The sequence below is a fragment of the Lysobacter sp. Soil_C_15 genome (genome assembly GCF_057657315.1).
Map to the genome: position 1 here is coordinate 501,867 of NZ_JBDGIR010000001.1, position 23,408 is coordinate 525,274.

Consider the following 23,408-nt stretch of genomic DNA (forward strand, 5'->3'; position numbering starts at 1 on the left):
CGAGCGCAGGGTGCTAAAGAACGCGAGGGCGCGGCCGTGCGGGATGTCGCCGTGCACGGCGCTGGCGCGGGCTAGTTCGACAAGGTTGGCTACGCGAGCGGAGCAGGTTCGGGCTGCTCCCTCACGATCCCGGTGGGCGGCGGCACGGGGTCGAGCGCCGCAGCGGGTCGTCAAGCGACCATGATCCTGGATAACCGTGGGTAACCCTGAGTAATCAAGAGAGTTGGATTCCGGTTGCCCACGCTCCACCAACCCCCAATGGCCCTCGTTTCCCCCTAAGAGCCCCAGCGCACCGGTTCCTGGACTGGCGATAGACAGCGGCAGGGCAGCGTCCTGCGCAGCAGCCCCATCTGGGAGCGTCCATCGAAGGCGGATCGATCGGAGGCCTCGACAGCAGGCGCTCAGTCGCGCTCGAAGCGCTGCAGTTCGTCCAGTTGCGCCAGCGCCTTGCGCAGGCTGCCGCCGCTCAGGCTGGCGTCCATCTTCCGGCCGAACGCCGCTCGTTCCGGGCGGCGCGCCCAACGGTGGAACCACCCGGTGCCGAGCAGGCCGGCGATGCCGAGGCTGTAGCCGCCCCATACCAGCGCGGGCGCCTGGGCCAGCAAGTCCGCGTCGCCGAGCCCTGCGAGCACCTGCAGGATCGGCACCCACAGGAACCACCACGGCAGGCCGGCGACCATGCCGCTGCGGATGTACAGCGTGCGCGCGCGCAGCAGCTTCCGCTGGATCTCCAGCACCGGCGCGGCGTAATCCACTGCGCGCAATGCGCCGAGCACCACGCCGCCGGCGACGATCACCAGCACGCCGTAGGCATGCACCAACACCCCCGCGACGATCGACGAAGCGTGCTCGGGGCGGCTCATCCACAGCAGCGCCGCCAGCAGGATGAAGGGAAGGCCGAACAGCATCTGCGCGACCTGGCCCCAGAACAGCGGGCGCAGGCTGCCGCGCGCCGTGTCCAGCTTGCGCTCGCGCAGTTCGTGCAGCTTCAGCGTGTGGTCCAGTCGCAGCCGGCGGTCGAGCGATTGCCAGGCGGACTTGAAGTCGTCGAGTTCCATCGTGGTGTCCATGTCGTGTCTGCTCAGAATTCGTCGCGGATGCGCTGTTTCAGGCGCCCGATCTTGGTGGAGACATTGCTTTCGGTGATCCCGAGGATCTCGGCGATCTCGCGCTGCGGCCGGTCCTCGAGGTAGAGCAGCAGCAGCGCACGGTCCAGTGCCGGCTGGCGGGCGATGAACCCCTGCAGCAGGCGCAGCCGCTGTTCGCTTTCGGGATCGGCGGCGTTGCCGTCGGCCACCTCGTGCAGGCTGTCGTCCAGCGGCAGCGCATCGTGCCGCCGTCTCAGCTCCTGATGGCGCAGGTGGCTGATCGCCACGTTCAGCGCGATCCGGTACATCCAGGTGCTGAAACTGCGCGCCGGGTCGTACTTGGCGTAGCTGCGCCACAGCTGGGCGGCGATGTCCTGGGCGAGATCGGCACGGTCGTCGATGCCGCGCGCATAGCTGTTGGCGACCTTGAACACAATGCCGGAATGCCGCTGCAGCAGCGTGCCGAAGGTGTCGCGGGCGTCGTTCGCGGTCATGGTGGCAGCGATGGTATCCATGGATTCCCCGGCGCGGCCTTCGCGCCCCTCGGAACCATGATTCGTAGCGCAGCGCCGGATCTCACACCCCGCCCGCGGAAATTTCCAAGCGGGCGCCAGGCCGCGGGCTTCGGTGTCGGCAACCCAGGGGACACCGAGTTCGGGCGGCGACATTCCCCGCCCGGGCGGCCGATGAGCGTGAAGCGGTGTCCCGAGAAATCCAGGAGCGAAGCGGCGGGCAGATCGTCGAGTGCGGGCGGCCGTGATCGAAGTAGCCGAGCTTTGGGCCATGCCGGTGTAGGGCAGCGACGCTTCCACCGAAGCTTCGGCACCGGTCGGCGCTGCGCACGGAACTTTCCACTCCCTACCACCGACGCTTTTGCGAGCGAAGTCGCAATGACGCGAAATATCCGGCCAATTGTGTGAGCCGAATCAAGCATCGATCAAAAAGCTTGGCCGCCGCTTGTGCTTGGCCGCGTAGTAGCTGGCGATGCGCCAAGACGCGGATGCTTGAGTCAAGCCGACGGCATGTCCGTTGCATCGCAAAAGCACCATCCAACTACTCGACGCCGCTAGTCCGACAAGCATGTGCCATCGCGCACCGGCTCGACGGAGCCTGCGGCATGGCAGCCGGCGAAGACGGCCACGCTGCCTCACCCAGTCCTGGAAGCCCAACACGATAAGGAGATTCCATCCTATGGCGATCCAATGGTCGGCCCCGCAGTCCCTGGACTACATCCCCAGCGGCAAGCTGGTGACGTTCACGGCGATGCATCAGGCCGAATACACCCAGTACGTCCAGGTCGTCGATGCTGGCGGCAATCCCATCAGTTTCTATTGTCTGGACGGCACTCAGGAGACCTTCCCGATCTCGGGAAGCGGGGTCAACGTCGGCTTCCTCCAGAACGGCGCCGGCCGGTTCACCATGGCGGACGGGATGCAGGTCCAGTTCGGCAGCAGTGGGCCGAACATTCCGAAGGTCTCGGCGGGCAACCCGGTCGTGTTCTTCATCAACAAGGTACTCGGCGGGGGCAACTTGTATGTGACGGAAGACGGTACCGACAACGATTACAACGATACCAACTTCGTGATCCAGTGGTACCAGTACGTCGGCTGACCCCGCCTGCGCCCCCGATCACGACTGGAGCGGGCGGCGCGATACCCCATGAGTTCCCCTGGCTGCCGCGATGGATCGCGTGGATTCCGCATGGAGCGCAACAACGACGGAGTGCGGCAATGAAGACCAACCTCATCATGCTCGGCGCGCTCGCCAGTGCGCTGGCGATGACCACATCCTGTAGCAGAACCGAAGCCACAGCCGCCGTTTCGGCGATCGCCAAAGATCAAGAAACGCCGTTTCCGGGCGGCGCCAAGATCACCCCGGCCGACCTGACCGCGACCCCGGCGGCGCTGCCCGCGGCGCCGCCGCCGTACAACTACGACCCCTATAACCCCAACATCACCCACGCGGAGTACGCCCGCTTCGCCTGGCGGCAGTTCATCTACTTCAATTCCCCCGCGCAGAAGAACGGCGCCAACGCCGCCGGCAAGACCCCGGTCATGCGGGGATTCATCGACCCCGGCCGCAACTTCGCCGCTTCCGGCGCGGCCGATTTCCATCAGAGCGGCAAAACCGACGGCTCCAACTTCAGCAGCAATCAACTGCTCTGGGAAACCTTCGCTCACCGCTCCGAGCTGTTCCCCGCGGGATCGGCCCCCAAAGGCAACCTGGCCAGCCTGGATCCGGAGTACGTCTTCCAGGGTGGGGTCGAGGTCGCCTCGACCGAGGCCCGGTTCAACAATCTCGACGAGAATACCCAGATCGGCCAGAACCAGATCTTCTTCCCGAAGAACGGCAATACGCCGTCGGCCAATCCCCAGGACGATCACATCATCCTGTTCCAGGCCAAGGTGAGCCCGGTCGAATACGACTACATCAAATCCATCTACAACGCCGACAAGCCGCCGACGTCGCTGGAATTGCCGCCCAACCGGACGAACCCGGGAGAGTCGGTGGAGGTCAAGTCGGCCTGGCGGGAAATGACGCCCGAGTTGATCAAGTCCGGCCGCTATCACACGGCCGAAGCGCTGTACTACTACAAGGAGAACGGCAAGACCCAGGCCCGGGTCGCCACCTTCGGCCTGGTCGGCGTGCACATCCTGCGCAAGATGGAGAACTACCCGGCCTTCGTCTACACCACCTTCGAACAGGTGGACAACCTGACCACGCCCAAGGGGAAAGACACCGGCCTGTATGTCATCAACCTCTACGACCAGCTGAAATACGATGACACGGTAGCGCCGGGGACGCGGCCGACCGCCATCCTCAACACCGGAGCCAACCGGACCGCGGTCGCGCTGCCCTTGGCGGGCGCGATAGACACCGCCCACGGCTACGATGTCGTTCCCGGCTCGTTCGACCTGCCCGACGGATTTTCGGGCCCGGTCACCGTCCAAAATCCGCCGGTAGGGACCATCGCGGTCTACAACGTCAACAACGAAGTCCAGCAAGCCATGGCCCAGACGCCCGCGTTCAAGGATTCGGTGTGGCGGTACTATCGCCTCGTCGGGCTGCAGGTATTGCCGACCAACGAGGACAGCTCGATCACGCCGAGCAAACCCGATCCGCTGACCCAGGACTATTACCTGGCGAACATCGTGATCGAGAGCAGCCAACCCGGCATCCAGTTGTTCAAGGGCGGCGTCAAGGATCCCCACCCCGACCAGCAGAATTTCACCCTGCAGGCCCTGCGCGGGCTGGCGAGCATCCGGAACGTGAAGGGGCTGCCTCCCAACTCCGACAAGCTGGTCATGGGCGGGTGCATGGGTTGCCACGGCAACGCGCAATATCCCAGGGACAGCACCGGCCAGGGCCCGAGCATCTTCAGCTTCCTGATCAGTCACGACACCATGACGGGGAAAGGCTTCAGCGCCGACCTGCGCAACGAGCCCCCTGAGAACCTGCGCAAAAAGCGCCTGGAGTATCTGCCTTATTAGCGAAGGCGCAGGCCCGGAAGCGTCCTCGCTACCGGGCGATGCGCGGCGGTCGCGCGCCGCCGTCGAGCCCGCGGCCAAACCGCGGAAAGCCGAGGCGGCTCGCTCGCGGCGGTTGCGTCGGCGCGCCGATGTGACGACCGCCGCATTAATCGAAAGCAGGCGGCTTGACAGCCCGGACGCCGCCCACCACAGTCGGCGGCGTCCTATAGCGCTGCACATGCATGCGGCGCACTGCGCGGTTCGGCAACCGACCGCGCCATCGTCGTCATTGGTTCTCTGGGGGGAACGGCCGCGCCGCAGCGGGTTTGCCGCGCGTGGCCCGAGGTCGGCGCGTCCGCGCTTGCCTCCTTCCCTATCCACCAGGTACCTGGAGAACGCAACTCATGAGCATCCGATTGTCAGGCTTCTTGCTGTCCGGCGTTTTGCTGGCGGCCGGGCTGTCGCCCGCGCAGGCGCAGAGCGTCAGCTGCGCGGGGATCGCCGACTGGAACGCGGCCACCATCTACAGCGCCGGCAACAAGCTGGTCTATCAGGGGCGGCTGTACCAGGCCACCATGTCGATCTGGAATACGCCGCCCACGCACTGCCCCAGTTGCGGCTACTACCAGGACCTGGGCGCCTGCAGCGCGGGCGGCAATCCGCCGCCGACGGTCAGCCTGACCGCGCCGGCGAACGGCGCGAGCTTCGCGGCGGGCGCCACCATCACCGTCACAGCGAACGCGGCCGACACCAACGGCAGCGTCGCCCAGGTGCAGTTCTTCCGTGGCGGCACTTCGCTGGGCATCGATACCGCGTCTCCCTACAGCGCGACCTGGACCAATGCGGCTGCAGGCAGCTACGCGATCACCGCGGTCGCCACCGACAACGAGGGCGCCACCACGACGTCCGCAGCGGCCAACATCACCGTCAATGCCGGGACGCCCGACACCACCGCACCCAGCGTGCCGGCCGGACTGGCCGCGACGTCGGTGACTTCGTCCAGCGTCAACTTGAGCTGGAACGCCTCCACCGACAACGCCGGCGGCAGCGGCGTCGCCGGCTACGACGTCTACCGCAACGGCACCCTGGTCGGCTCGCCTGCGGGCACTTCCTTCAGCGACACCGGTTTGGCCGCTTCCACGGCCTACGCCTACCGCGTGCGCGCCCGCGACAACGCCGGCAACGCCTCGGCGCAGGGCGCGCAGATCAGCGCCACCACCAGCGCCGGCGGCGGCGACACCCCCCTGCCGCGGCATGCGTTGGTGGGCTATTGGCACAACTTCACCAATCCCTCCGGCCCGACCATCCCGATCAGCCAGATCGCCAACGACTACGACGTCATCGTGGTCGCGTTCGGCGACGACGCGGGCAACGGCGCGGTCAGCTTCACCGTCGATCCGGGCGCCGGAACCGAAGCGCAGTTCCGCGCCGACGTGGCCGCGGCGCGCGCGCGCGGCAAGAAGGTGGTGCTGTCGCTGGGCGGCCAGAACGGCACGGTGACCCTGAACAATTCGACCCAGGTCGCCAACTTCGTCGACAGCATGGAGGACCTGATCCGCTACTACGGCTTCGACGGGGTGGACATCGACCTGGAAAGCGGCGCGGGCGTCTACCACGGCGCGCCCGTGCAGACCAACCTGGTCACGGCCGTCAAGCAGCTCAGTGCGCGCATCGGCCCGTCGTTCTACCTGTCGATGGCGCCCGAGCACCCGTACGTCCAAGGCGGCTTCACCGCCTACAGCGGAATCTGGGGCGCCTATCTGCCGATCATCGACGGACTGCGCCAGGAGCTGGACCTGATCCACGTGCAGTATTACAACAACGGCGCGCTGTATACGCCGTATAGCCAGAACGGCCTGGCCGAAGGGTCGGTCGACATGCTGGTCGGCGCCAGCCTGATGCTGATCGAGGGCTTCAGGACCAACAACGGCACCGGCGTCGTGTTCAACGGCCTGCGGCCGGACCAGGTCGCGCTGGGACTGCCCTCGGGCCCCTCCTCGGCCAACAGCGGACAGGCCTCGCAGACCACGATCGCCAATGCGCTGAACTGCCTGACCCGGCTGCAGAACTGCGCAACGATCCGACCGCAGCAGGCCTATCCGACCTTCCGCGGCGTCATGACCTGGTCGATCAATTGGGACCGGCGCGACGGTTTCATCTTCTCCAGGCCGGTGCGGGCGACCTTGAACGCCCTGCCCTGACCGGCGGTGAATCATCGGGGGCGGGCGATGCATCGTCCGCCTCCGACTGCTCCCTCACTCGGCGCCCTGGATGGGCGCCGATTTTTGTTTCGCTTCCGGTAAACTCGCTCCAGCCAATACCGCAGGCCTGCGGGAGAATCGGTCTCTGGGCGGAAATCTGCGCGAAGCGGTCGTCGTTGCCTTGGAAGCCAAAGCCTCGTCCCCGCGCCCGGACGACGGTCCATATACCATGGAGTTTCTCGTTCGCCATGCAGCCTAGCCCCGAAGATTGGGCCGCCTCTTGCGAAGCGCAGCGCACCTATCTCGTGTATCTGATCGGATGCCGGTCCGGCTCGGAGGCGTACGTCAAGATCGGGCGCACCTCGTCGCTGCGCCGACGGCTTAGCAATATTCAAACCGGATGTCCGCACCCGATCGATGCGGCGTTCGTCATCAGCTCCGAATACCAGGAGGAGGTAGTCGGACTGGAGCGTCTTCTCCACCTGCGGCTACGCCCTCATCGACTGAGAGCGGAGTGGTATTTGGCGAGCCCTACGTTCCTGCGCGCGCTCGATATGTTGCTGAAGAAGATCAATGAAGGCGGGTTCTCGTACGACGAGATCCGCACCATGCCCGACTTTTGCGGACCCGAGCTCGAGATCATGCTGCATGCGCACGATTTCATATTCAGCAAGCTCGCGGTGCCATTCAGGCCTAGTATCCTGGACGGAGCGAGTCCGCTCAGTTGGAAACGCCTGACCAAAGAACTGACCAAGTGCGGCGAGCCGGCCGCCACGGCGCCGCTCCTTCGCCGCTGAAGCCCCGAATGGCGGAAAACCCGCTCGAGTTGTTGTCCGTTGCCGGGACACCCGTGGTCCCCATCGTTTTCGACAGCCCGACCACGCGCGGACGCTCACGCTTTAGTCAAGCCCAGGCCCCGCAACATCTTCCTGTAAGCCACCGACGCCAAGTCGGCGCCGAAGGATTGCTCAAAGTCGCCTTCCAGATCGATGTACCTGGGCCGTTGCCTCTCCACCACGCTCAGATCGTCCTTCTGCACCTGTTGCGAGAACGCGTTGACCTCCTCGTCCGGGCCCAGGCTCAGGGCCCGGTCGAACACGATGGGGTAGAACCAGACGCATTGGTCTTCGCCGACCGGAGATGCGCAGTTGAAGATGGTGAACCGCCCCTCGGGGAAGTAGATGTCCAGGACGGCGATGAATGGCGCGTGGATGGTGTAGGCGCGGCGCCAGACGAAGTCCTTGGGCGATTCGTGGCCGAACGGATAGTTTCCGAGCGAGCTGCTGTACTCGAATCTGAAGCCTCCCTGGAACGCATCGACCTGGTACGCAGGCATCGGCTCGACGGTGCATTCGCTGAAGGTCGCGCGGTGCACGAACGGCAGGTGGGCGATGTCCATGAAGCCTTCGACCTGGCGGCCCGCGGAGGCGTTCACCTGCACCGGCGGCGCCACCACCCGCCGCCGGCTCTCGCTCTCCTGCCCCGGCCCGAGCTCATAGAACGGGCCGACTCCCAGACTGGTCCAGAGCAGCCCGTGGGACTCGACCGTCGGATAGGGGCGCAGGTCGAACCGCCTGAGGCTCTGCAGTTGCGGATGCGCCGGGATTCGGCTGCATGCGCCCAGGCCGGCGAATTGCAGGCCGTGGTAAGGGCACTGCAGTCCGGCCTCGCTTACCGCGCCCGAGGACAGCGTTTCGCCGCGATGCGGGCAGCGATCGTCGGCGACCACGACTTCACCGTCGAACTTGTAGATCACCAACGGCTTGCCGAGCAGTACCGCCGCCAGCGGCTTGCCCGCGGCCGCGGCAGCCTCCAGGTCCTGCAACCGGGCGATCGGGTAGTAATAGTCGAAGATCTCCTGCGGATAGCTCATACGCCCTCCATGTCCGTACGACCGTCTACCTGCCGAGCGCCCGAACGGCCGGGCGAGGCCGCAGGCCTGGGCCGCAGCCGCCGTTCCCGGCGCCGGCCGTAGCCAAGCACTACGCCATCAGTGGCGAAGGCGCGAGCAGATCCGGACGCACCAGGTTCACCGCTTCGATCAGGCTGCGGTCGTGCGCGATGGCATAGTCCGCCGCCGCCCAGAAAACCTCGAGCCAACCGCGCCGGAATTCGCCGGCCAGCCGGGACCGCAGCATTGCGCGCTCGGCGCAATCGGCACGCAACCGCTTCAGCGCTTCGCAGCTCAACAGCACGATCCGGTCGGCACAGGACGCGCAACCCGCCTGCGAACTCCCTTCGCGAACGCCGCTGCCCGGCGGCGGACTGCGCGCGTCGGCGATGTATCGGCCGAAATCGGCAAGCGCCGACAACGCGGAAAAGCGGCAGTCGCTCGTGTACCAGCGGTTGCATAACAGCTCCGATACTCTGGCCAGGTTGTGCAGGTGCGCCTGATGCAGGCTCATGCCCTCGGGACGGTCGCGGCCACCGCGCGCCAGCAGGACTTTCAGCTGGGTCGAGCCGTCCGCATTCAACCCCAGCGCCAGCGCCAAGCCCTCGATCGCCGCGTCGCGGCCGATGGGTCCGAGGTATAGACCGCCCACGTCCACCGCTGAGAACGGGTGATAAGTGACGTGAATTGCCATGGTGCTTCTGTTCCCCCCTTAAGCGGATCGAACCCGGGCCGACGATTCGTCAATCGTCGACCTCCCGCACCTCCGCATCCTGCAGGTCCGCGATCGCGCGGATGGTCCGCATCATCGCTTCCTTGTCGAAGCAAGGCCTTCCATAAGCGATCGACTCGCCGTTCGCGTCGATCAACCGCCAACGCCATTGCCCATCGGTCAATGAGCCGGCCAGAAAAGCGTTCGATTCCGATCGCCCGCCGCACGCCTTCATGCCTTCCCGATAGATCTCAAAATGCGGCTTGCCGAGCATCGCGGTCGCTCCTGGACTCATCAGCCTCAACGAGGCACGACGGCTGCGGCGGCCAAGCTCCACTCGGCACATTGCCGATCCGCAGCAAGCGCCAAAAAAGCACATTACCGATCACCAAACCGCCGCTCTCGCCTGCACGCGATGCGTGAACGATGGTGAGCATCGAGCGATATGCGCAACTGCGCACAGATGCGACGCCACCCCGCACTGATAGCGTTGCGAACCAGAAATTCGGCGCGGACAGAATGGGATGAACGACGACCGATGCGGCTGCTCCATGCAACGCGATGCCGTGCATGCGCCGCTGGAAGCAGCGATCCTTCGTTGCCTTGCTACGGGGCCGCAAAGTAGATGGCCTCGAACCGTCTCCTAGCTCGTTGGACTCTCGGCCAGCGAGCGGATTGCGGCGGCTCGGGTTCGCCTCGCTCATGGAACCGCCCAGGTCGGTCGCTGGCCCGGCTCGTCCGCGTGCCGTCGGCCCGCCGTCGGCTCGGCAATGGAAGCGACTGAAGTCGAGGAGTACAGGGAATGTTGAACACGCTATTGGACTTGCTGGCCGACGCCACGCGCTGGCTGCACGTGCTCGCTGCGTTCGCCTGGCTGGGGGGCGGCCTGTGGGTACGGCGCCTGACTCTGCGGGCCAAGCCGCTGCTGGACGAGCGGGCCGAGCTGGAGGTCTGGGACACCCACAGCCTCTCGTTCTGGCGCACCAGCAAGATCGCTGCGCCGACGCCGGCCGAACTGGAGGGCCTGGTGTGGTCGTTCAACCAGATGCGCACCCTGGTCGCCAGCGGCATCGCCCTGTTCTGCCTGATCTACTATCGCCAGCCGCTGGCTTACCTGGTCGATCCGAACATCGCCCAGTTGTCGGGCCGCGAAGCGGTCATGGCTTCGATGCTGGGCCTGGTCGGCGCCCCGGTGATCAACGAGATCGTCAACCGCATCCCGATCCGCCGCCGCGCCGCCTACCTGGCCGCCAGCATCGCTCATGCGCTGGGCTGGACCTGGGTGTACGCGAACCTGTTTTCGCAACACGGCGCGATGATCCAGATAGGCGCCATGATCGGCGTGGTCATCGCCTCGAACGTGCTGTGGTTTCTGTACCCGAGGATGCGCAAGGCGGCCGACGCGGCACTGCAGGGGCACAAGCCCGACCCGATCGACAAGCTGCATTGGGACCGCCGCGGCCTGCATTCTTTCGTCGCGCCCGGGGTGGTCTTTCTGATGCTGTCCAGCCACATGGGCAGCGTGGTCAGGGCCAACGGCCACGCCTTCCTTACCATCGCCGTCGTACTGGCCGTCAGTATCGCGGCGCGCTGGCTGCTGGATGTCGTCCATCGCAACGACGGTGTCATGCCGACGCCTTTTCGCTGGGTCGCCGCGGCCATGGCCGTCGGCCTGGGACTGGGGCTGACCTTGCTGGCGGCGATGCAGACCGGCTCCGATCGCGCGGTGCCGCTCGCGCACCCGCATCCACCGGCCGCGGCTCCGGCCGCCCGCCCCCCAACCGCAATCGCCGGCGCGCCCGCGGCGCCGGCCGCGGCGCCCGTCGAGCCGGCCGCGTTCCCGTTGCGGCCCGATGCGATCGTCCAGCGCCGCTGTTCCGCCTGCCATGCGGCGCAACCGAGCTTTCCCGGCATGGCCTCGCCGCCGCGCGGGATCGTTTTCACCCGCGACACCCTGCCGGTCTACGCCGGCCTGATCGCCGCCGTGGTGCAGAGCGGACGCATGCCGCCGGGCAACGCCACCGACATGCAGCCGGACGAGCGCAAGGCGCTGACCCAGTGGGCGGCCGATCATGCGCGCTGAGCTGTTGCCGCACTGGTACCCGATCGCGCGCAGCGAAGACGTCCGCGAGCGACCGGTCAGCGCGCAGTTGCTGGAGCAACCGCTGGTGCTGTACCGGTCCGGCGCACAGATCGTCGTCGCGGCCGACCGCTGCCCGCATCGCGGCATGCGCCTGAGCCTGGGCGAGTGCCGCGACGGATCCCTGGTCTGCCCCTATCACGGCTTGTCGTTCGACCAGCAAGGGCGGTGCATGAAGGTGCCGGCGCACCCGCAACTGGCGCCGACGCAACGGTTCCAACTCGCCACCTATCCGGCGGTGGAGCGCTACGGCCTGATCTGGACCAGCCTGGGCGAGGTCCCCGCCCCGTTTCCCGAACTCGGACCGGACTGGGACGACCCGGCGTTCCGCACGGTCGCCCCCGATCCGGTGCCGATCGCCGCCAGCGCCGGCCGGCAGGTAGAGGGTTTCATCGACGTCGCCCACTTCGCCCACGTCCACAGCGCTACGTTCGCCGATCCGGGCAACCCCGCGGTGCCCGCGTACAGCGTCCAGGTCGACGAGCACGGCCTGCGTTTCGATTACTGCAGCACCGTCTCCAACTATGCCGTCGGCAGCGGCATGGCCGCCGACGATTTCATCTGGCGCCGCAGCTTCGACGTCCGCTTTCCCTACCTGGCGCATTTGACCGTGCATTTCCCGGACGGCCGCCTGAACATCCTCAACGGCGCGAGCCCGGCGGCGGCCGATCGAACCGTGCTGTTCTCTCCGGTGCGCTTCGATCTCGACCTGGGCGACGACGACGCAGTCAAGGCGTTCAACGCACGCATCTTCGCCGAGGACCGGCGAATGGTCGAGAACCAGATTCCACGCTATCTGCCCTTGGACGCCGAAGAAGCCTCGTTCGCCGCGGATCTCGCCTCGGTGCACTACCGAAGGCTGTTGCGCCGAATGGGGCTGTCGATCGCATAGCGCGGGCATCGGCTAACGAAAGCTGGCCTCGGGATTCGGCGAACGGATCATTCGGACAAGCCAGCGACCAGCGGACAGGCAATCGAGAACAAGCATGGCAGGCGTTCTGATCCCTCCGGCAATCGCAATGTCTCGCCGGTTGCGCTGGACAACCGCCGTAGCCGTTTCGGCTTCGATTCCGGCTACGGCCGGCGGGCGCCGAAGCCATCGGCCGTCGAGGCCGCCGCATGTCCCTTGAGGGCATCGGCTCCGCCCGATTGCCTGGGCGGGTTTGGTCGATCGGGCTGTTGACCGGCACGGGCGCCATGCTGGTGATGCTGGACGCCACCCTCGCCGGCCTCGCCCTGGTCTCCATCCAGGCCGAGCTCGATGCGCCTGTGGCACAGGCACACTGGGTGGTGTCCAGCTACCTGATCGCCATTGCGGTCTCGTTGCCCGCGTCGGCGTGGTTCGGCGCGCGCTTCGGGCATGGACGGCTATGGGGCATCGCGATGCTCGCCTTCGTTGCGGCGTCCCTGGGCTGTGCGTTCGCCAACGGCCTGGACGCGCTGATCGTCTCGCGCATCGCGCAAGGATTGGCGGCCGGCATCATGCTGCCTTCCGGCCAGGCCATGCTGGTGGGCGCCGCCGACCGCGATCAGCTCGGGCGCGTATTCGGCGTGGTCGGCACCTTGATCAGCCTGGCCACCGCGATCGGCCCCGGCCTGGGGGGCTGGCTGATCGAGGTCGGCTCATGGCGCAGCCTGTTCTGGATCAACGTTCCCCTGGGAGCGATCGCTGCGGCCTGCGCGGCGAAAGTCATGCCGAGCGGCGAAGCGCGGCGGGACATCCGGCTACCGGTGGGCCAGCTGCTGCTCATCGTCGTCGGATTGCCGATGGCCTTGTACGGCGCTTCGCAAGTCGTCGTTCGACATCCCTGCGAGCAGGGTTGGGCCGCCCTCGGCGGCGGACTGGCGTTGCTCTGCGTTTTCGTCGCGATCGCTCGCGCCAGCTCCTCGCCGCTGGTCGCGGTGCAGCTGCTGCGGAACAGGCAGTTCCGCGTGTCTTCCTGGCTCGGCGTAAGCAATAGCGCCAACTTGTTCGGCGGACTGGTGCTGTTTCCGCTGTACTTCCACGCCGGCCAAGGCATGAGCCACGCGCAGATCGGCGCGATGCTGATGTTCATGGGCGCCGGCACCGCCTCGTCGCTGTACCTCGCCGGAAAGTTCGTGGACCGCCGCGGACCGCGTCCGGCGGTGCTGGCCGGCGCTGCCATGCTGACGGCGTCCGCCTTGCCGTTCGCCCTCGCCAGCGTGCCGGCGACCGTCGCCGCAACACTGATGTTCGTCCGCGGCATCGGACTGGCCTGGACGCAGAACCCGGCCATCACAGCGGCGTATGCCGCGGTGGATCGAAGGGACATCGGCGCGGCCGCCACCTTGATCAACATCGTACAACGCGTGAGCGGAGCCCTGGGCGCCGTAGCTATCGCCGCGACGATAAGCTGGTTCTCCGACGGCGAAGGATTACAGGGCGTGGTCGGCGCGATGGGCCTCATGGTGATCCTGCCTGTGCTGCAGGCCTGGTCGGGCGCCCGTTTGGTCGACGGCGGCGGCAGCCGCGAGGCGAAGTAGCCGACGCTGATCGCGGCCCGATAGCTGCGCCCCATCAGGCGGCCCCCTCGAACACTATTCCTGCTGCTCGGGAAACTTGAATCCGATATAGGTACCGGAACTCAGCCCCATCAGCCCCAGCAATGTGGCGCTGAACTCCGGCATGGCCAGGCTGTTGTATACGGACGACAAGAACATGATGCCGAGCACGATCGTCCAGGCGAAGATCTGAAATCGATGGAAGGAATAGCCATGCCGGTCGGCCATGACGTCGCGAAGGAATCCGCGCGTCGCGCGAGCCGGCCTTGTCGATTCCAGCGTCGAGAGGCAGCGATCCGCCTGGTCCAGCTGCGCCCTGCCCTCCTGAATCTGCTCGCCGATGCTGTCGCGGCTGGCGAGGTCGCCGGACGGCATCGCAGTCGTGGAGCCGCCATCCGCGCACTGGGACTGCAAGTCGGCGACGGCCTGCTCCATCGTCTGGCGCTGCGCCAGAAGCGCCCGCCGCTGCTCCGATCGCGCCGTTTCCTTGCCGGAGTCGATCAAGGCCTCGCTCAGCGCGGTTGCGGCGCTGATCCCCATCAGACCCAGCAGCGACGGCGTGATCGTATCCAGCATGTCGGTGATCAGCCAGATCACCAGGTAGGAGACGTAGACAAGAAAGAACCAGAAGGCCATCTGGGTGCGCCCCAGGTTATAGGCTTTGGCTCTCCCGTCGGCCGGATTGGGGCCCGGGTCGCGAACGATGTTGGTTTTCCGGGCGAGGCGCACGAACAGCACCAGGGTGACCAAAGCGACGACGGTCGCGACCGCTCCCCAGGCGGGAGACACGATCGTCATCTGGATCGGATTGCTTTTGTCGTAGACGGTGTCGAATGGCGAATGGTCCTCCAGGCCGACGCTGAACCTCACCGGCCGCCGGATGCTTTCCGGCGCGCCCAGCAAGTCCGTCCAGAGCTCCCGGTTGTCCGGCGTGATCTTCAGGTGGAAGTAGACCCGCCCCTCGCGCGGGTGTATTTCCTCCGGGTAGTTGCCGCGAATCGCCCGGCCGTCGATGAAGGGAACGAGCTTCGCGGGATCGTGATCGGCCGACCACTCCCTCAAGTTGTCGATCGTGACCTCGGCGATAGCGTCGAGCTGAAGCTCTCCATCGACGCCGGACACTTTCGGAGCCGAAAGCGACACCGCCGCGGAGCCGGCCGGATCCGGAATGATCATGGCATCGCCGTACGCCGCCGCGGCCTGCGCATCGGAAGCCTGCTCCCCTGCCGCGGCGGATGCCTCGCCCAAGATCATCAGCGCCAACACTGGCGCAAGTACGAAACAGCTCCAGGCTCTGTTCGACATGATCGTTCGCTTCGCTGGTCCGTGAAGAAGCCCCCCGCTGTCCACCCGATACGGCCGTGCGCTCCGCATGCAGAATCGCGAATGGGCCGCGGCGAGCTTGGAGTCGCAGAACTTCCCGGAGAACTACAGCCCGTTGTGCGTGGCCGCGAAACCCTTCCGGTCTTTGCCCCGCAACCTGCGGATCGGCTTCGGGTGCGCGATGAGGCGGGAGAAGGCGGCCAACCGGGCGTCGGCGCTTTGCTTGTGCGCGGCGACGAAGGCTTCGACGTCGTCGAATCCGCATATTCCGTAGGTGAAGCCCATGATCTGAAACGCGCCCCTACTCGCGGACTCCAAGGCGGCCACGCGATCCAGAGCGCTGGCGGCGTCCGGCCGCCGCCACTCGCCGGCCACCGAGCCGGAGTACTTGCTTCGGTCCCAATGCGGATAGCTCAGCTCGGGATGGCTTGCGTCGAAGCGCCCCTTGGCCTGGCGAGGCCACACGTGGCCTTCGGAAAGGATCTTGGGCAGTTGCGAAGGCGGCCGCACGAATCCGCTGGCCGAGGACTCGACCTCGGCCGCAGCTCTCAGGCCGGCTTCGTCCACGCCCAGCGACTGCGCCAAGGTTTTCCACGCCTGCGTCGAGATGACCCGATTCATTTCAATCTTCACCTGGATGAGGTCGATGCGAAGGGCGGGCCGCGATAGCGGCACGGACGGCCGAGGACGGCCCGCACATCGAAGCCAGACGCGCAGCAGGCCGGCGGCCGATGCCGTGGGTCGCCTCTGCTTGCGTTCAACGCAGCAACGCCCGACTCGTGAACCGCATAAGCCAAGGAACGGCAAGCGGGAAATCGGGGCATGGCACTTTCCCATGGATCTGTCGCGCTCTTGGACCGGGAGCGGCCTCGGCCAGCCCTTGCTTCGATGGCGCCTTAAACCCTTCGCCGCCGAAACGCATCGCACACAGGCCGTCGCAAAGACGGCCCAATACCACCCAAGGGAAGCCCGCATGCTGTCTGGAACGAAACCTGCCGCCGCGTTCTTTGTTGCGATCCTGATGACGGTGCCGTGCCTGGCGTCCGCGGCCGACGCCTTGGACGAGGCCAACAGCAAGGCCCGCCGGTTCATCCGCCAGACCATGCAGGAGCAGCGGATACCGGGGCTGCAAGTCGCGGTCATTCGCGACGGGCGGGTCGTGCTGTCGGAGAGCCATGGCTTCGCCAATGTCGAGAACCGCGTCCCGGTGAACGATACGACGCTGTTCCCGATCAATTCCGCGACCAAGCCCTTCACCGGGGTGGCGCTGATGCAACTGGTCGCCGATCGGCGGGTGGAGCTGGATGCTCCGATCTCGCGCTATCTGGACGATCTGCCGCTCGCCTGGCGCGAGATCCGCGTGCGCCAATTGCTCGGCCATACTTCCGGCCTACCCGACATCGTCGACGGCGACGGGTTGGTGGGAGGAGGCACCGAGTCGCAAGCCTGGACGGCGGTCAAGCAGCGACCGCTGGAAGCGCCGGCGGGCGAACGATTCGCCTACAACCAGACCAACTACGGCCTGCTGGCGCAGATCGTGACCCGGCTGACCCATCGGCCCTTCGAACGCTTCCTGGCGGAGCGTCAGTTCGCCGTGGCGAACATGCCTTCGACCACGTTCGGCGACAGTTACGACCTGGTACCCAATGCGGCGACGGTCTACAGCCTCTCGCCTCGCGGCAGCTTGGCCGCGGACGACGGCGATCGGCTGTCGCATTGGTTCTACGACATCCCCTATAGCCTGTGGTCGGGCGGAGGCATCCAGACCACGGCCGGCGAGCTGTCGCGCTGGCTGGTCGCGTTGTCGGACGGGCGACTGATCGACCCGTCCACGGTCCAGCGCATGTGGACGCCGGAAAAGCTCAGCGATGGCGGCGACGCGGACTGGGGCCTCGGCTGGCCGGTGCTGCAGGCGACGCCGCCTCGGCGGGTGGCAGGCATCGGCGGCGCCCGCGCCGCATTCGTCGTCTATCCGGACCAAGGCCTGGCGGTGATCGTGCTGACCAATCTTGCCGGGTCGAATCCGCAACGGTTCATCCCGAAGATCGCCGGGTTCTATCTGCCGCCCGGGCACACAGCGCCCCGTCGTTGACGCCGCCGGCCTCGCCGTCGATCCATCGCTTCGCGCGCCTGCACGACGCAAGCCGCCGCCGCGTCGAACGTCGTCGCTCGATCGGCGCCGGCAGACCGGCCCGCGCATGATGCGACGCATCATGTGCTAGCGTCGCCCGTTCCAGGCGCGCCGGAAATCGCCGCCGTTTTCGGCAGGCTCGCGTCGTCGCGATACGCGATGCGCGCGCCGTCACAGCCTGGTCGGGGATGGATCGCGGCGGCTTTCAACGGAGGAAAACCGCATGAAGGGATGGATTGCCAGAACCGCCGCGCTCGCCTTGTTCGCGGCCCTGATGGGCTCGGCTTCGCCGGTCGCCGCCGAGCCTACCTACGCCTGCACCGCAGAGACGGAAGGCCACTTGTTCCAGGTCGCCTACGACCATCCGTACGACCCGGGCTCGTTCTATCAGTGCCGGGCCGGCGCATGGCGGCTGATCGGGGTATGCACGCCCAGCCACGGCTGTCCGCCGCCGCCGGACCCGAACGGGCCGATCGTCGAGATGTAAGCGTCGGCTTGCGGCGCAAGCCTCGCGCGCGAAGGCGGGGCCGCTCGCGGTCCCGCCTTCGCATCCGGAACGCGCGCGACCGCAAGCGCGGCGATGGCCGGCGCAGGCTTGGCACGCGAGCGCCTCGTACCCGACTTGTCAGGGCGCATCCACGACTGATAGCGTGCGCTCGTGGCGGCGGCCCCGCCCTGGTCTTCATTCGGATACAAATGCGTCGATGGAACTGACCCAACTCGGCGAGCTCCTGCTCAGTGCGCTGCTATCGGCCCTCGCGTTTGTCGTCAATGCCTCCCATCCTCGCTTTCTGGGAGTTTTTCGCCCTAACCTGGGACACGCCAGCCCCGACGATCTGGCCAAGTCGCTTAACCAGACCCTGTTGATCTGCTCCGTAGCGACCATCGGTTTCTGCCTGCTGCACGCGGTGGGCAGGCCCGAACGGGCGTTGCCGATGCTGGGTTTCGCCGCCGGCATGTTGGCGGCCTATACGGTAGCGATGTTGCGCTTGAAGTAGCGGCGCGCCGTCCACCGTTCCGGCCGCCATGCCGCGCGCGAATCCAGCCGAGTCGGCGTTCTTCCGCGAGCATGGCTACTTGCGGCTCGCAGGATTCCACAGTTCCAAGGCGCTGGCGCCGCTGCGCCGCTCGATCCATGACCAGGCCCGATGCCTGCTCGAGGGCAAGGGGGCAGTGGCGCTGCGTCGGCTGCCGGTGTTCCAGCAGATCGGCCGCTGCTCGGCGGCGGTGCGCGCGCCGCAGCTGCAGTCCGTACTGATGACGCCGGCGCTGGCCGAGCGCATCGCCCAGCTCAGCGAGCGCGCGTCGGCCGCCATCCAGGACGCGCAGCTGCTGCTGTCGCCGCCGGCGCAGGGCGACTGGACGCTGCAGGGACTGAACTGGCACGTCGACATCGCCGCCGGCGAGCGCTTGCCCGGCATCCAGGCCTTCTTCCTGATCGACGATGTCGCCGCCCACGGCGGCGCCACCCTGGCCCTGGCCGGATCGCATCGCCTCGCCGGCCGGCCGCCACTGGCCGCGCGGCTGCGCGCGCTGCTGAAGGACCCGGCCGATCTGCAACGGCGGTTGGCCCCTCTCGGCATCGAGTTGCTGGAGATGTGCGGCCGCGCCGGCGACGTCTATCTGATGGACATGCGCCTGCTGCACACGCCGTCGATCAACGCCAGCGCGCGGCTGCGCATGATGGCCACCGCGCGTTGGCTGATCGATGGCTGAGACGGCGTCATCCGCTGTCTGCGGTTCGGCCCAGGCTCTCATCGACAAGCTGTGCGGTCCATTGCTCGGCGAAATCCTCGCAGCGCTCGCGTACCAGGTCGCTGTGGCGGCTGGTCCTGGGCAGCGCCGACTTGCGCTCGGCGGCGTCGGACCAAAGGCCGCGCCACTGCTCGAGCAAGGCGGTCGGTTGCGGATGGGTCTTGACCAGGCTCAGCAGCATCAGCTGCTGCGCGGCCAGCTGCGCCTGCAGCGAGGCGATCGCTTCTTCGACGATGCGCTCCATGGCGGTCGTCCCCGTGGTGATAGGGAAACAGCGCGGCCCGCCGTGGCGGGCCGCGCTGGGTTCAGGCGTTGTGCACCAGACCGACCGGGATCCGGCGCGGCGTGGTTTCCGGGCGTTTGGGAATCACGATCTCCAGCACGCCGTTGCTGCCCGAAGCGGAGATGCCTTCGGGATCGGCGCTGTCGGGCAGCGCGAAGCGGCGATGGAAGGAGCCGTGTCGGCGCTCGGTGCGGGCGAAGCTCTGCGACTCGGCCTGGCGGCCGAAGCGGCGTTCGCCGCGGATGGTGAGGATGCCCTTCTCCATCTGCACGTCGATGTCTTTCGGATCGACCCCGGGAAGGTCGGCGAGGATGAGGAACTTGTCGTTCTCCTCGACGATGTCGACGAGCGGCACCCACTGGCTGGTGACGACCGAGGACTCGTCGCTCGTGGTGCTGCGCAGGAGCACATCGTTGAACAGCTGATCCATGAACTGCCGCATCGGATCATTGCCCTTCGACGCGCCCTGCATCGGCCACTGGGGATTGCGAACCATAGCGTTCATGGCAAGGTCTCCATTGGTCAATGAGGACGGACTGTCCGTCCACGGCCCTCGATAGGGTCCAGCGGATCGGTTTCAAGGGTCGGCTCCGGGCTTCGGCGAAGCATTCAGTTTTCATTTAGCCGGCGCATTCCGCTGCCTGCGGCGGACCGGCGCAAGCAGCGCTTCGCCGGCGGCGCAACGCGCGAAAAGGCGATGGACGTCGCAGTTGTCCGGCGGATGCTTCCGCCGCCGCGTGCGGCTGGCGTGCGCCTGCCGCGCGGATACGTTTGCCGCACCGTTACGGCTTCGACCCGGGCGTACGTGGCGGGGCCGCTGGCGGCATCGGACGGACACGGCATCGCACATCGCAGGCCGCGCAACAGCGCCGGTTCGCAGGCGGCGACCGCGATCGGCGGCGCTTGGCTCAAAAGGCGCGCTCAAGAAAGCGGCATCCGCTCGACCCGGGCGCTGCGTCCGGGTCGCCGTGCGCTTCGCGCAGCAGGACGCTCACCCGCCCATCGCCCACGCCATCCAGCCCGCCAAGCCAGACCCCAGCACCGCCATCGCGCTGACCCACCGCAGCCACAGCGGCATCGCGCCGCCGTTGCGGTGCGTCTGCTCCAGCACCCAACGCCCGGCCGTGCTGAGCGCGAGCACCGCGGCGATGGTGAGAAAGGGGTGGCCGTTGCTTCGAACCATCGCGCCCATGTGGCTGGACAGCATCAGGAACACCACGGCCGGCAACAAGTAGGAATGCAGGTTGCGCCGGTCCCAGCGGCGCTTGTTGTCCGGATCGGGGCGCTCGCCCTTGATCAGCGCATCCACCGCTTCGCGGGTCGCCGGGTAGAGATAGCCGAGGATATTGCTGGCGACGGTCACGCCCAGCATGGCGCCGATCTGGATCATCGCGCCGTGTTGCGAGTACAAGCCCGCGTACAGATAGGTCCATCCCAGCAAGTGCAGCCAGCAGGCGGCGACATACGCGCCCTGATGGCGCAGCGGGATGCGATTGACGGCCTCGTTGATCAGCGGCGCGCCGAACAGGCCCAGCAGCGAAAGCCAGATCGCTTCGCGTGCCGACAGTGCGGCGATGTCAGGGGCGACCAGATAGGCCAACGGCTGCCGGTAGTAAATCAGCGCGAACAACAGCAGGCCGGTCGCGAACAACCAACGAATCTGGTTGAACGACCAGACCAGGCCTTCGAGCTGCGCCGCGCTCGGCACGGCCACCTTGCTGGTTCGCCAGAAGCCCAGGCTGTGCGTATCCCAGACTTCCAGTTCGGCCTCCTGGCCGACCAGCCGGCGCGCACGGAACGCCAGGCGCCGCAACCACAGACCGAACCCCATCCAGGCGACCGCGGCCAGCACGTGCAGCCAGCGGGCGATGTCGGCCAGCAAGTCCAGCAATGCTTCCGCGATCACAAGACCTCCTGCCTGCTGGGCGGTCGTTCGCTGCCCCACATCGGCCGCGCTTGTCGGCGCCATGGTGCTCGTCCTGCCGACAACACAATCCAATCGCCCCTGTCGATCCCTGAGCGCGTACTCGTCCATCCCCTACCGAACATGACGAGGCTCCACCCACCTACGAACGCAATCGCACGACGCTTCCGGCAACCCCCAGGACCGATGCTTCCGACCTCGCATCGCCTACGCAAGCGGCAGCGTCCGATTCGGTCGTGCGCCACTGCGGCATAGGATGCGCGCATCCTCGGCGCAAGCTGTGCGGAAACGCACAAGACGAAGCGACGCCCCTACGCATCGGAACTCATTCGCGCAACAGCGCCGCTTGAATGTGCTTGATTAGACATTGCGAGCTGCAAACACCCGCACATCATCCATGCCTGGAGCGCCCCGAGCCGGATCGCACCGCGCCGAACAATCGGAGCTCGAAGACGTCGCACTGCCGATACGGACATCGGCCGGCGATGCGGCGCCAGCCGGCCGGCGCCATGCCGCATCGTTCGCCGACGAGCGGCCGCGACGCGGGGATCGCACCTGATCGAGAACTTCGGCGATGAAGTCCGACGGGAAACATCGCATGCGCCATGAACCATGCACGATGCGATCCGCGGGACGGACCGATCAACGCCGGAATGCGGGTGGCCGATTGCGGGCCCGGCAAAACCGTGACGAAATTCCGATCGCGAGCGCAGCCTTTTGCGACGGCCAGCCCGCAGCGACGGCGGCGGGCGCCCGGCCGCCGAATCGCCCGTTTCCTCGGCGGCTTAGCGGATTTTCGCGCCTCGCTAACGGCGGCCGCTTCAGCTTGATAGGCATGCGGACGACAGACCTGCAGATCGCCATGAACGAACCGACCCACGAAGAACAACGCCAACGCTCGCTGGACAAGCTGAAGGCGGTGGATACGCCGCCGGACCCGTTGTACGACGACATCGTGCGCATCGCTGCGTCGATCTGCGACGCGCCGATCGCCCTGGTGTCGCTGGTCGACCGGGACCGGCAGTGGTTCAAGGCCAACCTCGGCCTGCCGGCGACCGAAACCCCGCGCTCGGTCGCCGTCTGCGACCACGCCATCCGCGAGCCGGGCAAGGTATTCCAGGTTGCGGACCTGGCCAAGGACAGCCGGTTCGCGTCCTTTCCCTATGTCCAGGACGGAACCGCGCGCTTCTACGCCGGCATGCCGCTGGTGACCTCGGACGGTTCGGCGGTGGGCACCGTCTGCGTGATGGACCGCGAGCCCCGCCGGCTGAGCGAAGACCAGGCCCGGTCGATGCAGGCCCTGTCGCGGGTGACCATGGCGTTGATGGAGGCCGACTGTCGCCGGCATTACGAGAAGATCGCCGAAACCCTGTCCAAGGATCCGCAGGCCGCTGTCGCCGCCGACGACGCCGAAGGCTACCGGGTCGCGATCGCGCGTGTGCGCCGCTACGCCGACGAGGTGAGCCAGCGCGGCGAGCGCACGATGGAGAAGCTGTTCGGCGAAGTGATCGGCAAGCTGGACCAGCGCATCGACCAGCGCGCCGGCGACTACATCGACCGCGTGACCGGCAGCCCGGAGATCGTGGTCGTCCTGCGCGGCGACGAAACCATGGAGCGCGCGCAACGCCTGCTGGCGGTCGCCGAGGCATCGATCGCCGGCACCGGGATCGGCTTCGACCTGGGTTCGGCCGAGGCGGCGCGGCCGGACGAACCGCTGATCGCGGTGTACCTGCGCGCCGACGAGAACCTTTCCCAGCGAAGCGCCGGCCAGGCCGACTGAGCGCGACGCCAGGATCGCGCATCGCCGCAACCGGCGGGGTGCGCGGGGCACCGCCCCGGCCGATCCGTTCCATATAGAGCTCGGCGCCGTCGATCGGCATCGAACGCGCGCGATCGTAAGCGAAAGGGTTCACCGGTCCGCGCTTGCGGCACGGCGGACGCCGATTTTCCGCGCCGGCCCGGCAACG

General features: G+C 66.9%; 22 protein-coding genes. 12 read left to right on the forward strand and 10 right to left on the reverse strand.

The window, feature by feature from the left end; all coding sequences use genetic code 11:
- Positions 1-401: 401 nt before the first annotated feature.
- Together AC3A57_RS02120 and AC3A57_RS02125 are read right to left on the reverse strand one after the other, a co-directional pair.
- A complete protein-coding gene (locus tag AC3A57_RS02120; RefSeq protein WP_487577357.1) occupies positions 402-1,070 on the reverse strand; it encodes a serine/threonine protein kinase in 669 nt (222 codons plus the stop codon).
- An 11-nt stretch (positions 1,071-1,081) separates the two neighbouring features.
- The gene (locus AC3A57_RS02125) at positions 1,082-1,603 is read right to left on the reverse strand and encodes an RNA polymerase sigma factor (RefSeq protein WP_487577703.1); all 522 of its coding nucleotides are present in this window, start codon (positions 1,601-1,603) and stop codon (positions 1,082-1,084) included.
- Positions 1,604-2,279: 676 nt separating this feature from the next.
- On the opposite strand from AC3A57_RS02125, the gene AC3A57_RS02130 reads away from it, so the two are divergent.
- The 4 genes from AC3A57_RS02130 (at position 2,280) to AC3A57_RS02145 (ending at position 7,556) form a co-directional block, all read left to right on the forward strand.
- Entirely contained in the window at positions 2,280-2,699 is a 420-nt protein-coding gene (locus AC3A57_RS02130) for a fucose-binding lectin II (protein WP_487577358.1), read from the forward strand.
- Positions 2,700-2,818: 119 nt separating this feature from the next.
- Entirely contained in the window at positions 2,819-4,579 is a 1,761-nt protein-coding gene (locus AC3A57_RS02135; RefSeq protein WP_487577359.1) for a hypothetical protein, read from the forward strand.
- A 383-nt stretch (positions 4,580-4,962) separates the two neighbouring features.
- Positions 4,963-6,759: an Ig-like domain-containing protein gene (locus AC3A57_RS02140; protein WP_487577360.1), complete on the forward strand. Its 1,797-nt coding sequence runs from the start codon at positions 4,963-4,965 to the stop codon at positions 6,757-6,759.
- 248 nt (positions 6,760-7,007) lie between these two features.
- The gene (locus tag AC3A57_RS02145; protein WP_487577361.1) at positions 7,008-7,556 is read left to right on the forward strand and encodes a GIY-YIG nuclease family protein; all 549 of its coding nucleotides are present in this window, start codon (positions 7,008-7,010) and stop codon (positions 7,554-7,556) included.
- Positions 7,557-7,651: 95 nt separating this feature from the next.
- On the opposite strand, the gene AC3A57_RS02150 is transcribed toward AC3A57_RS02145, so the two are convergent.
- The 3 genes from AC3A57_RS02150 to AC3A57_RS02160 all read right to left on the reverse strand — a co-directional run bounded on the left by AC3A57_RS02150 (position 7,652) and on the right by AC3A57_RS02160 (position 9,636).
- Complete coding sequence (locus tag AC3A57_RS02150; protein ID WP_487577362.1) at positions 7,652-8,632, reverse strand: Rieske 2Fe-2S domain-containing protein; 981 nt, start codon at positions 8,630-8,632, stop codon at positions 7,652-7,654.
- 109 nt (positions 8,633-8,741) lie between these two features.
- Complete coding sequence (locus AC3A57_RS02155) at positions 8,742-9,344, reverse strand: hypothetical protein (RefSeq protein WP_487577363.1); 603 nt, start codon at positions 9,342-9,344, stop codon at positions 8,742-8,744.
- Positions 9,345-9,393: 49 nt separating this feature from the next.
- Positions 9,394-9,636, reverse strand: coding sequence for a DUF1508 domain-containing protein (locus AC3A57_RS02160; protein WP_487577364.1), 243 nt, complete (start codon positions 9,634-9,636; stop codon positions 9,394-9,396).
- 528 nt (positions 9,637-10,164) lie between these two features.
- Between AC3A57_RS02160 and AC3A57_RS02165 the strand changes: the two genes are divergently transcribed.
- The 3 genes from AC3A57_RS02165 (at position 10,165) to AC3A57_RS02175 (ending at position 14,007) form a co-directional block, all read left to right on the forward strand.
- A complete protein-coding gene (locus tag AC3A57_RS02165) occupies positions 10,165-11,445 on the forward strand; it encodes a urate hydroxylase PuuD (protein ID WP_487577365.1) in 1,281 nt (426 codons plus the stop codon).
- Complete coding sequence (locus AC3A57_RS02170; RefSeq protein WP_487577366.1) at positions 11,435-12,394, forward strand: Rieske 2Fe-2S domain-containing protein; 960 nt, start codon at positions 11,435-11,437, stop codon at positions 12,392-12,394. Before AC3A57_RS02165 ends, AC3A57_RS02170 begins: the two co-directional genes overlap by 11 nt.
- A 227-nt stretch (positions 12,395-12,621) precedes the next feature.
- On the forward strand, positions 12,622-14,007 hold the full coding sequence (locus tag AC3A57_RS02175; protein WP_487577367.1) for an MFS transporter: 1,386 nt from the start codon (positions 12,622-12,624) through the stop codon (positions 14,005-14,007).
- Between the two features lie 54 nt (positions 14,008-14,061).
- Here AC3A57_RS02175 and AC3A57_RS02180 read toward each other — a convergent pair whose 3' ends face one another.
- Positions 14,062-15,288, reverse strand: coding sequence for a hypothetical protein (locus AC3A57_RS02180; RefSeq protein WP_487577368.1), 1,227 nt, complete (start codon positions 15,286-15,288; stop codon positions 14,062-14,064).
- A gap of 165 nt (positions 15,289-15,453) precedes the next feature.
- Positions 15,454-15,969, reverse strand: a complete 516-nt coding sequence (locus AC3A57_RS02185) for an N-acetylmuramidase domain-containing protein (RefSeq protein WP_487577369.1) — start codon at positions 15,967-15,969, stop codon at positions 15,454-15,456.
- Positions 15,970-16,363: 394 nt separating this feature from the next.
- Between AC3A57_RS02185 and AC3A57_RS02190 the strand changes: the two genes are divergently transcribed.
- The 4 genes from AC3A57_RS02190 to AC3A57_RS02205 all read left to right on the forward strand — a co-directional run bounded on the left by AC3A57_RS02190 (position 16,364) and on the right by AC3A57_RS02205 (position 19,195).
- Complete coding sequence (locus tag AC3A57_RS02190) at positions 16,364-17,440, forward strand: serine hydrolase domain-containing protein (protein ID WP_487577704.1); 1,077 nt, start codon at positions 16,364-16,366, stop codon at positions 17,438-17,440.
- Positions 17,441-17,702: 262 nt separating this feature from the next.
- The gene (locus AC3A57_RS02195; RefSeq protein WP_487577370.1) at positions 17,703-17,966 is read left to right on the forward strand and encodes a hypothetical protein; all 264 of its coding nucleotides are present in this window, start codon (positions 17,703-17,705) and stop codon (positions 17,964-17,966) included.
- A gap of 217 nt (positions 17,967-18,183) precedes the next feature.
- Positions 18,184-18,477, forward strand: a complete 294-nt coding sequence (locus tag AC3A57_RS02200) for a hypothetical protein (RefSeq protein ID WP_487577371.1) — start codon at positions 18,184-18,186, stop codon at positions 18,475-18,477.
- A gap of 28 nt (positions 18,478-18,505) precedes the next feature.
- Complete coding sequence (locus tag AC3A57_RS02205) at positions 18,506-19,195, forward strand: phytanoyl-CoA dioxygenase family protein (protein ID WP_487577372.1); 690 nt, start codon at positions 18,506-18,508, stop codon at positions 19,193-19,195.
- 7 nt (positions 19,196-19,202) lie between these two features.
- Here the strand turns inward: AC3A57_RS02205 and AC3A57_RS02210 are convergent, their stop codons facing one another.
- The 3 genes from AC3A57_RS02210 to AC3A57_RS02220 form a co-directional block, all read right to left on the reverse strand.
- Complete coding sequence (locus AC3A57_RS02210) at positions 19,203-19,478, reverse strand: hypothetical protein (RefSeq protein WP_487577373.1); 276 nt, start codon at positions 19,476-19,478, stop codon at positions 19,203-19,205.
- Between the two features lie 61 nt (positions 19,479-19,539).
- Entirely contained in the window at positions 19,540-19,959 is a 420-nt protein-coding gene (locus AC3A57_RS02215) for an Hsp20/alpha crystallin family protein (protein ID WP_487577705.1), read from the reverse strand.
- A 549-nt stretch (positions 19,960-20,508) separates the two neighbouring features.
- Complete coding sequence (locus AC3A57_RS02220) at positions 20,509-21,423, reverse strand: urate hydroxylase PuuD (RefSeq protein ID WP_487577374.1); 915 nt, start codon at positions 21,421-21,423, stop codon at positions 20,509-20,511.
- Between the two features lie 880 nt (positions 21,424-22,303).
- On the opposite strand from AC3A57_RS02220, the gene AC3A57_RS02225 reads away from it, so the two are divergent.
- Positions 22,304-23,221, forward strand: coding sequence for a GAF domain-containing protein (locus AC3A57_RS02225; protein ID WP_487577375.1), 918 nt, complete (start codon positions 22,304-22,306; stop codon positions 23,219-23,221).
- The last annotated feature ends 187 nt before the right edge of the window (positions 23,222-23,408 follow it).

What these genes read in the sequence shown, in the direction of transcription:
- AC3A57_RS02120 (WP_487577357.1), bottom strand. Translation starts at nt 1,070, where the DNA reads ATGGACACCACGATGGAACTCGACGACTTCAAGTCCGCCTGGCAATCG.
- AC3A57_RS02125 (WP_487577703.1), bottom strand. Translation starts at nt 1,603, where the DNA reads ATGGATACCATCGCTGCCACCATGACCGCGAACGACGCCCGCGACACC.
- AC3A57_RS02130 (WP_487577358.1), top strand. Translation starts at nt 2,280, where the DNA reads ATGGCGATCCAATGGTCGGCCCCGCAGTCCCTGGACTACATCCCCAGC.
- AC3A57_RS02135 (WP_487577359.1), top strand. Translation starts at nt 2,819, where the DNA reads ATGAAGACCAACCTCATCATGCTCGGCGCGCTCGCCAGTGCGCTGGCG.
- AC3A57_RS02140 (WP_487577360.1), top strand. Translation starts at nt 4,963, where the DNA reads ATGAGCATCCGATTGTCAGGCTTCTTGCTGTCCGGCGTTTTGCTGGCG.
- AC3A57_RS02145 (WP_487577361.1), top strand. Translation starts at nt 7,008, where the DNA reads ATGCAGCCTAGCCCCGAAGATTGGGCCGCCTCTTGCGAAGCGCAGCGC.
- AC3A57_RS02150 (WP_487577362.1), bottom strand. Translation starts at nt 8,632, where the DNA reads ATGAGCTATCCGCAGGAGATCTTCGACTATTACTACCCGATCGCCCGG.
- AC3A57_RS02155 (WP_487577363.1), bottom strand. Translation starts at nt 9,344, where the DNA reads ATGGCAATTCACGTCACTTATCACCCGTTCTCAGCGGTGGACGTGGGC.
- AC3A57_RS02160 (WP_487577364.1), bottom strand. Translation starts at nt 9,636, where the DNA reads ATGCTCGGCAAGCCGCATTTTGAGATCTATCGGGAAGGCATGAAGGCG.
- AC3A57_RS02165 (WP_487577365.1), top strand. Translation starts at nt 10,165, where the DNA reads ATGTTGAACACGCTATTGGACTTGCTGGCCGACGCCACGCGCTGGCTG.
- AC3A57_RS02170 (WP_487577366.1), top strand. Translation starts at nt 11,435, where the DNA reads ATGCGCGCTGAGCTGTTGCCGCACTGGTACCCGATCGCGCGCAGCGAA.
- AC3A57_RS02175 (WP_487577367.1), top strand. Translation starts at nt 12,622, where the DNA reads ATGTCCCTTGAGGGCATCGGCTCCGCCCGATTGCCTGGGCGGGTTTGG.
- AC3A57_RS02185 (WP_487577369.1), bottom strand. Translation starts at nt 15,969, where the DNA reads ATGAATCGGGTCATCTCGACGCAGGCGTGGAAAACCTTGGCGCAGTCG.
- AC3A57_RS02195 (WP_487577370.1), top strand. Translation starts at nt 17,703, where the DNA reads ATGAAGGGATGGATTGCCAGAACCGCCGCGCTCGCCTTGTTCGCGGCC.
- AC3A57_RS02200 (WP_487577371.1), top strand. Translation starts at nt 18,184, where the DNA reads ATGGAACTGACCCAACTCGGCGAGCTCCTGCTCAGTGCGCTGCTATCG.
- AC3A57_RS02205 (WP_487577372.1), top strand. Translation starts at nt 18,506, where the DNA reads ATGCCGCGCGCGAATCCAGCCGAGTCGGCGTTCTTCCGCGAGCATGGC.
- AC3A57_RS02210 (WP_487577373.1), bottom strand. Translation starts at nt 19,478, where the DNA reads ATGGAGCGCATCGTCGAAGAAGCGATCGCCTCGCTGCAGGCGCAGCTG.
- AC3A57_RS02215 (WP_487577705.1), bottom strand. Translation starts at nt 19,959, where the DNA reads ATGCGGCAGTTCATGGATCAGCTGTTCAACGATGTGCTCCTGCGCAGC.
- AC3A57_RS02225 (WP_487577375.1), top strand. Translation starts at nt 22,304, where the DNA reads ATGAACGAACCGACCCACGAAGAACAACGCCAACGCTCGCTGGACAAG.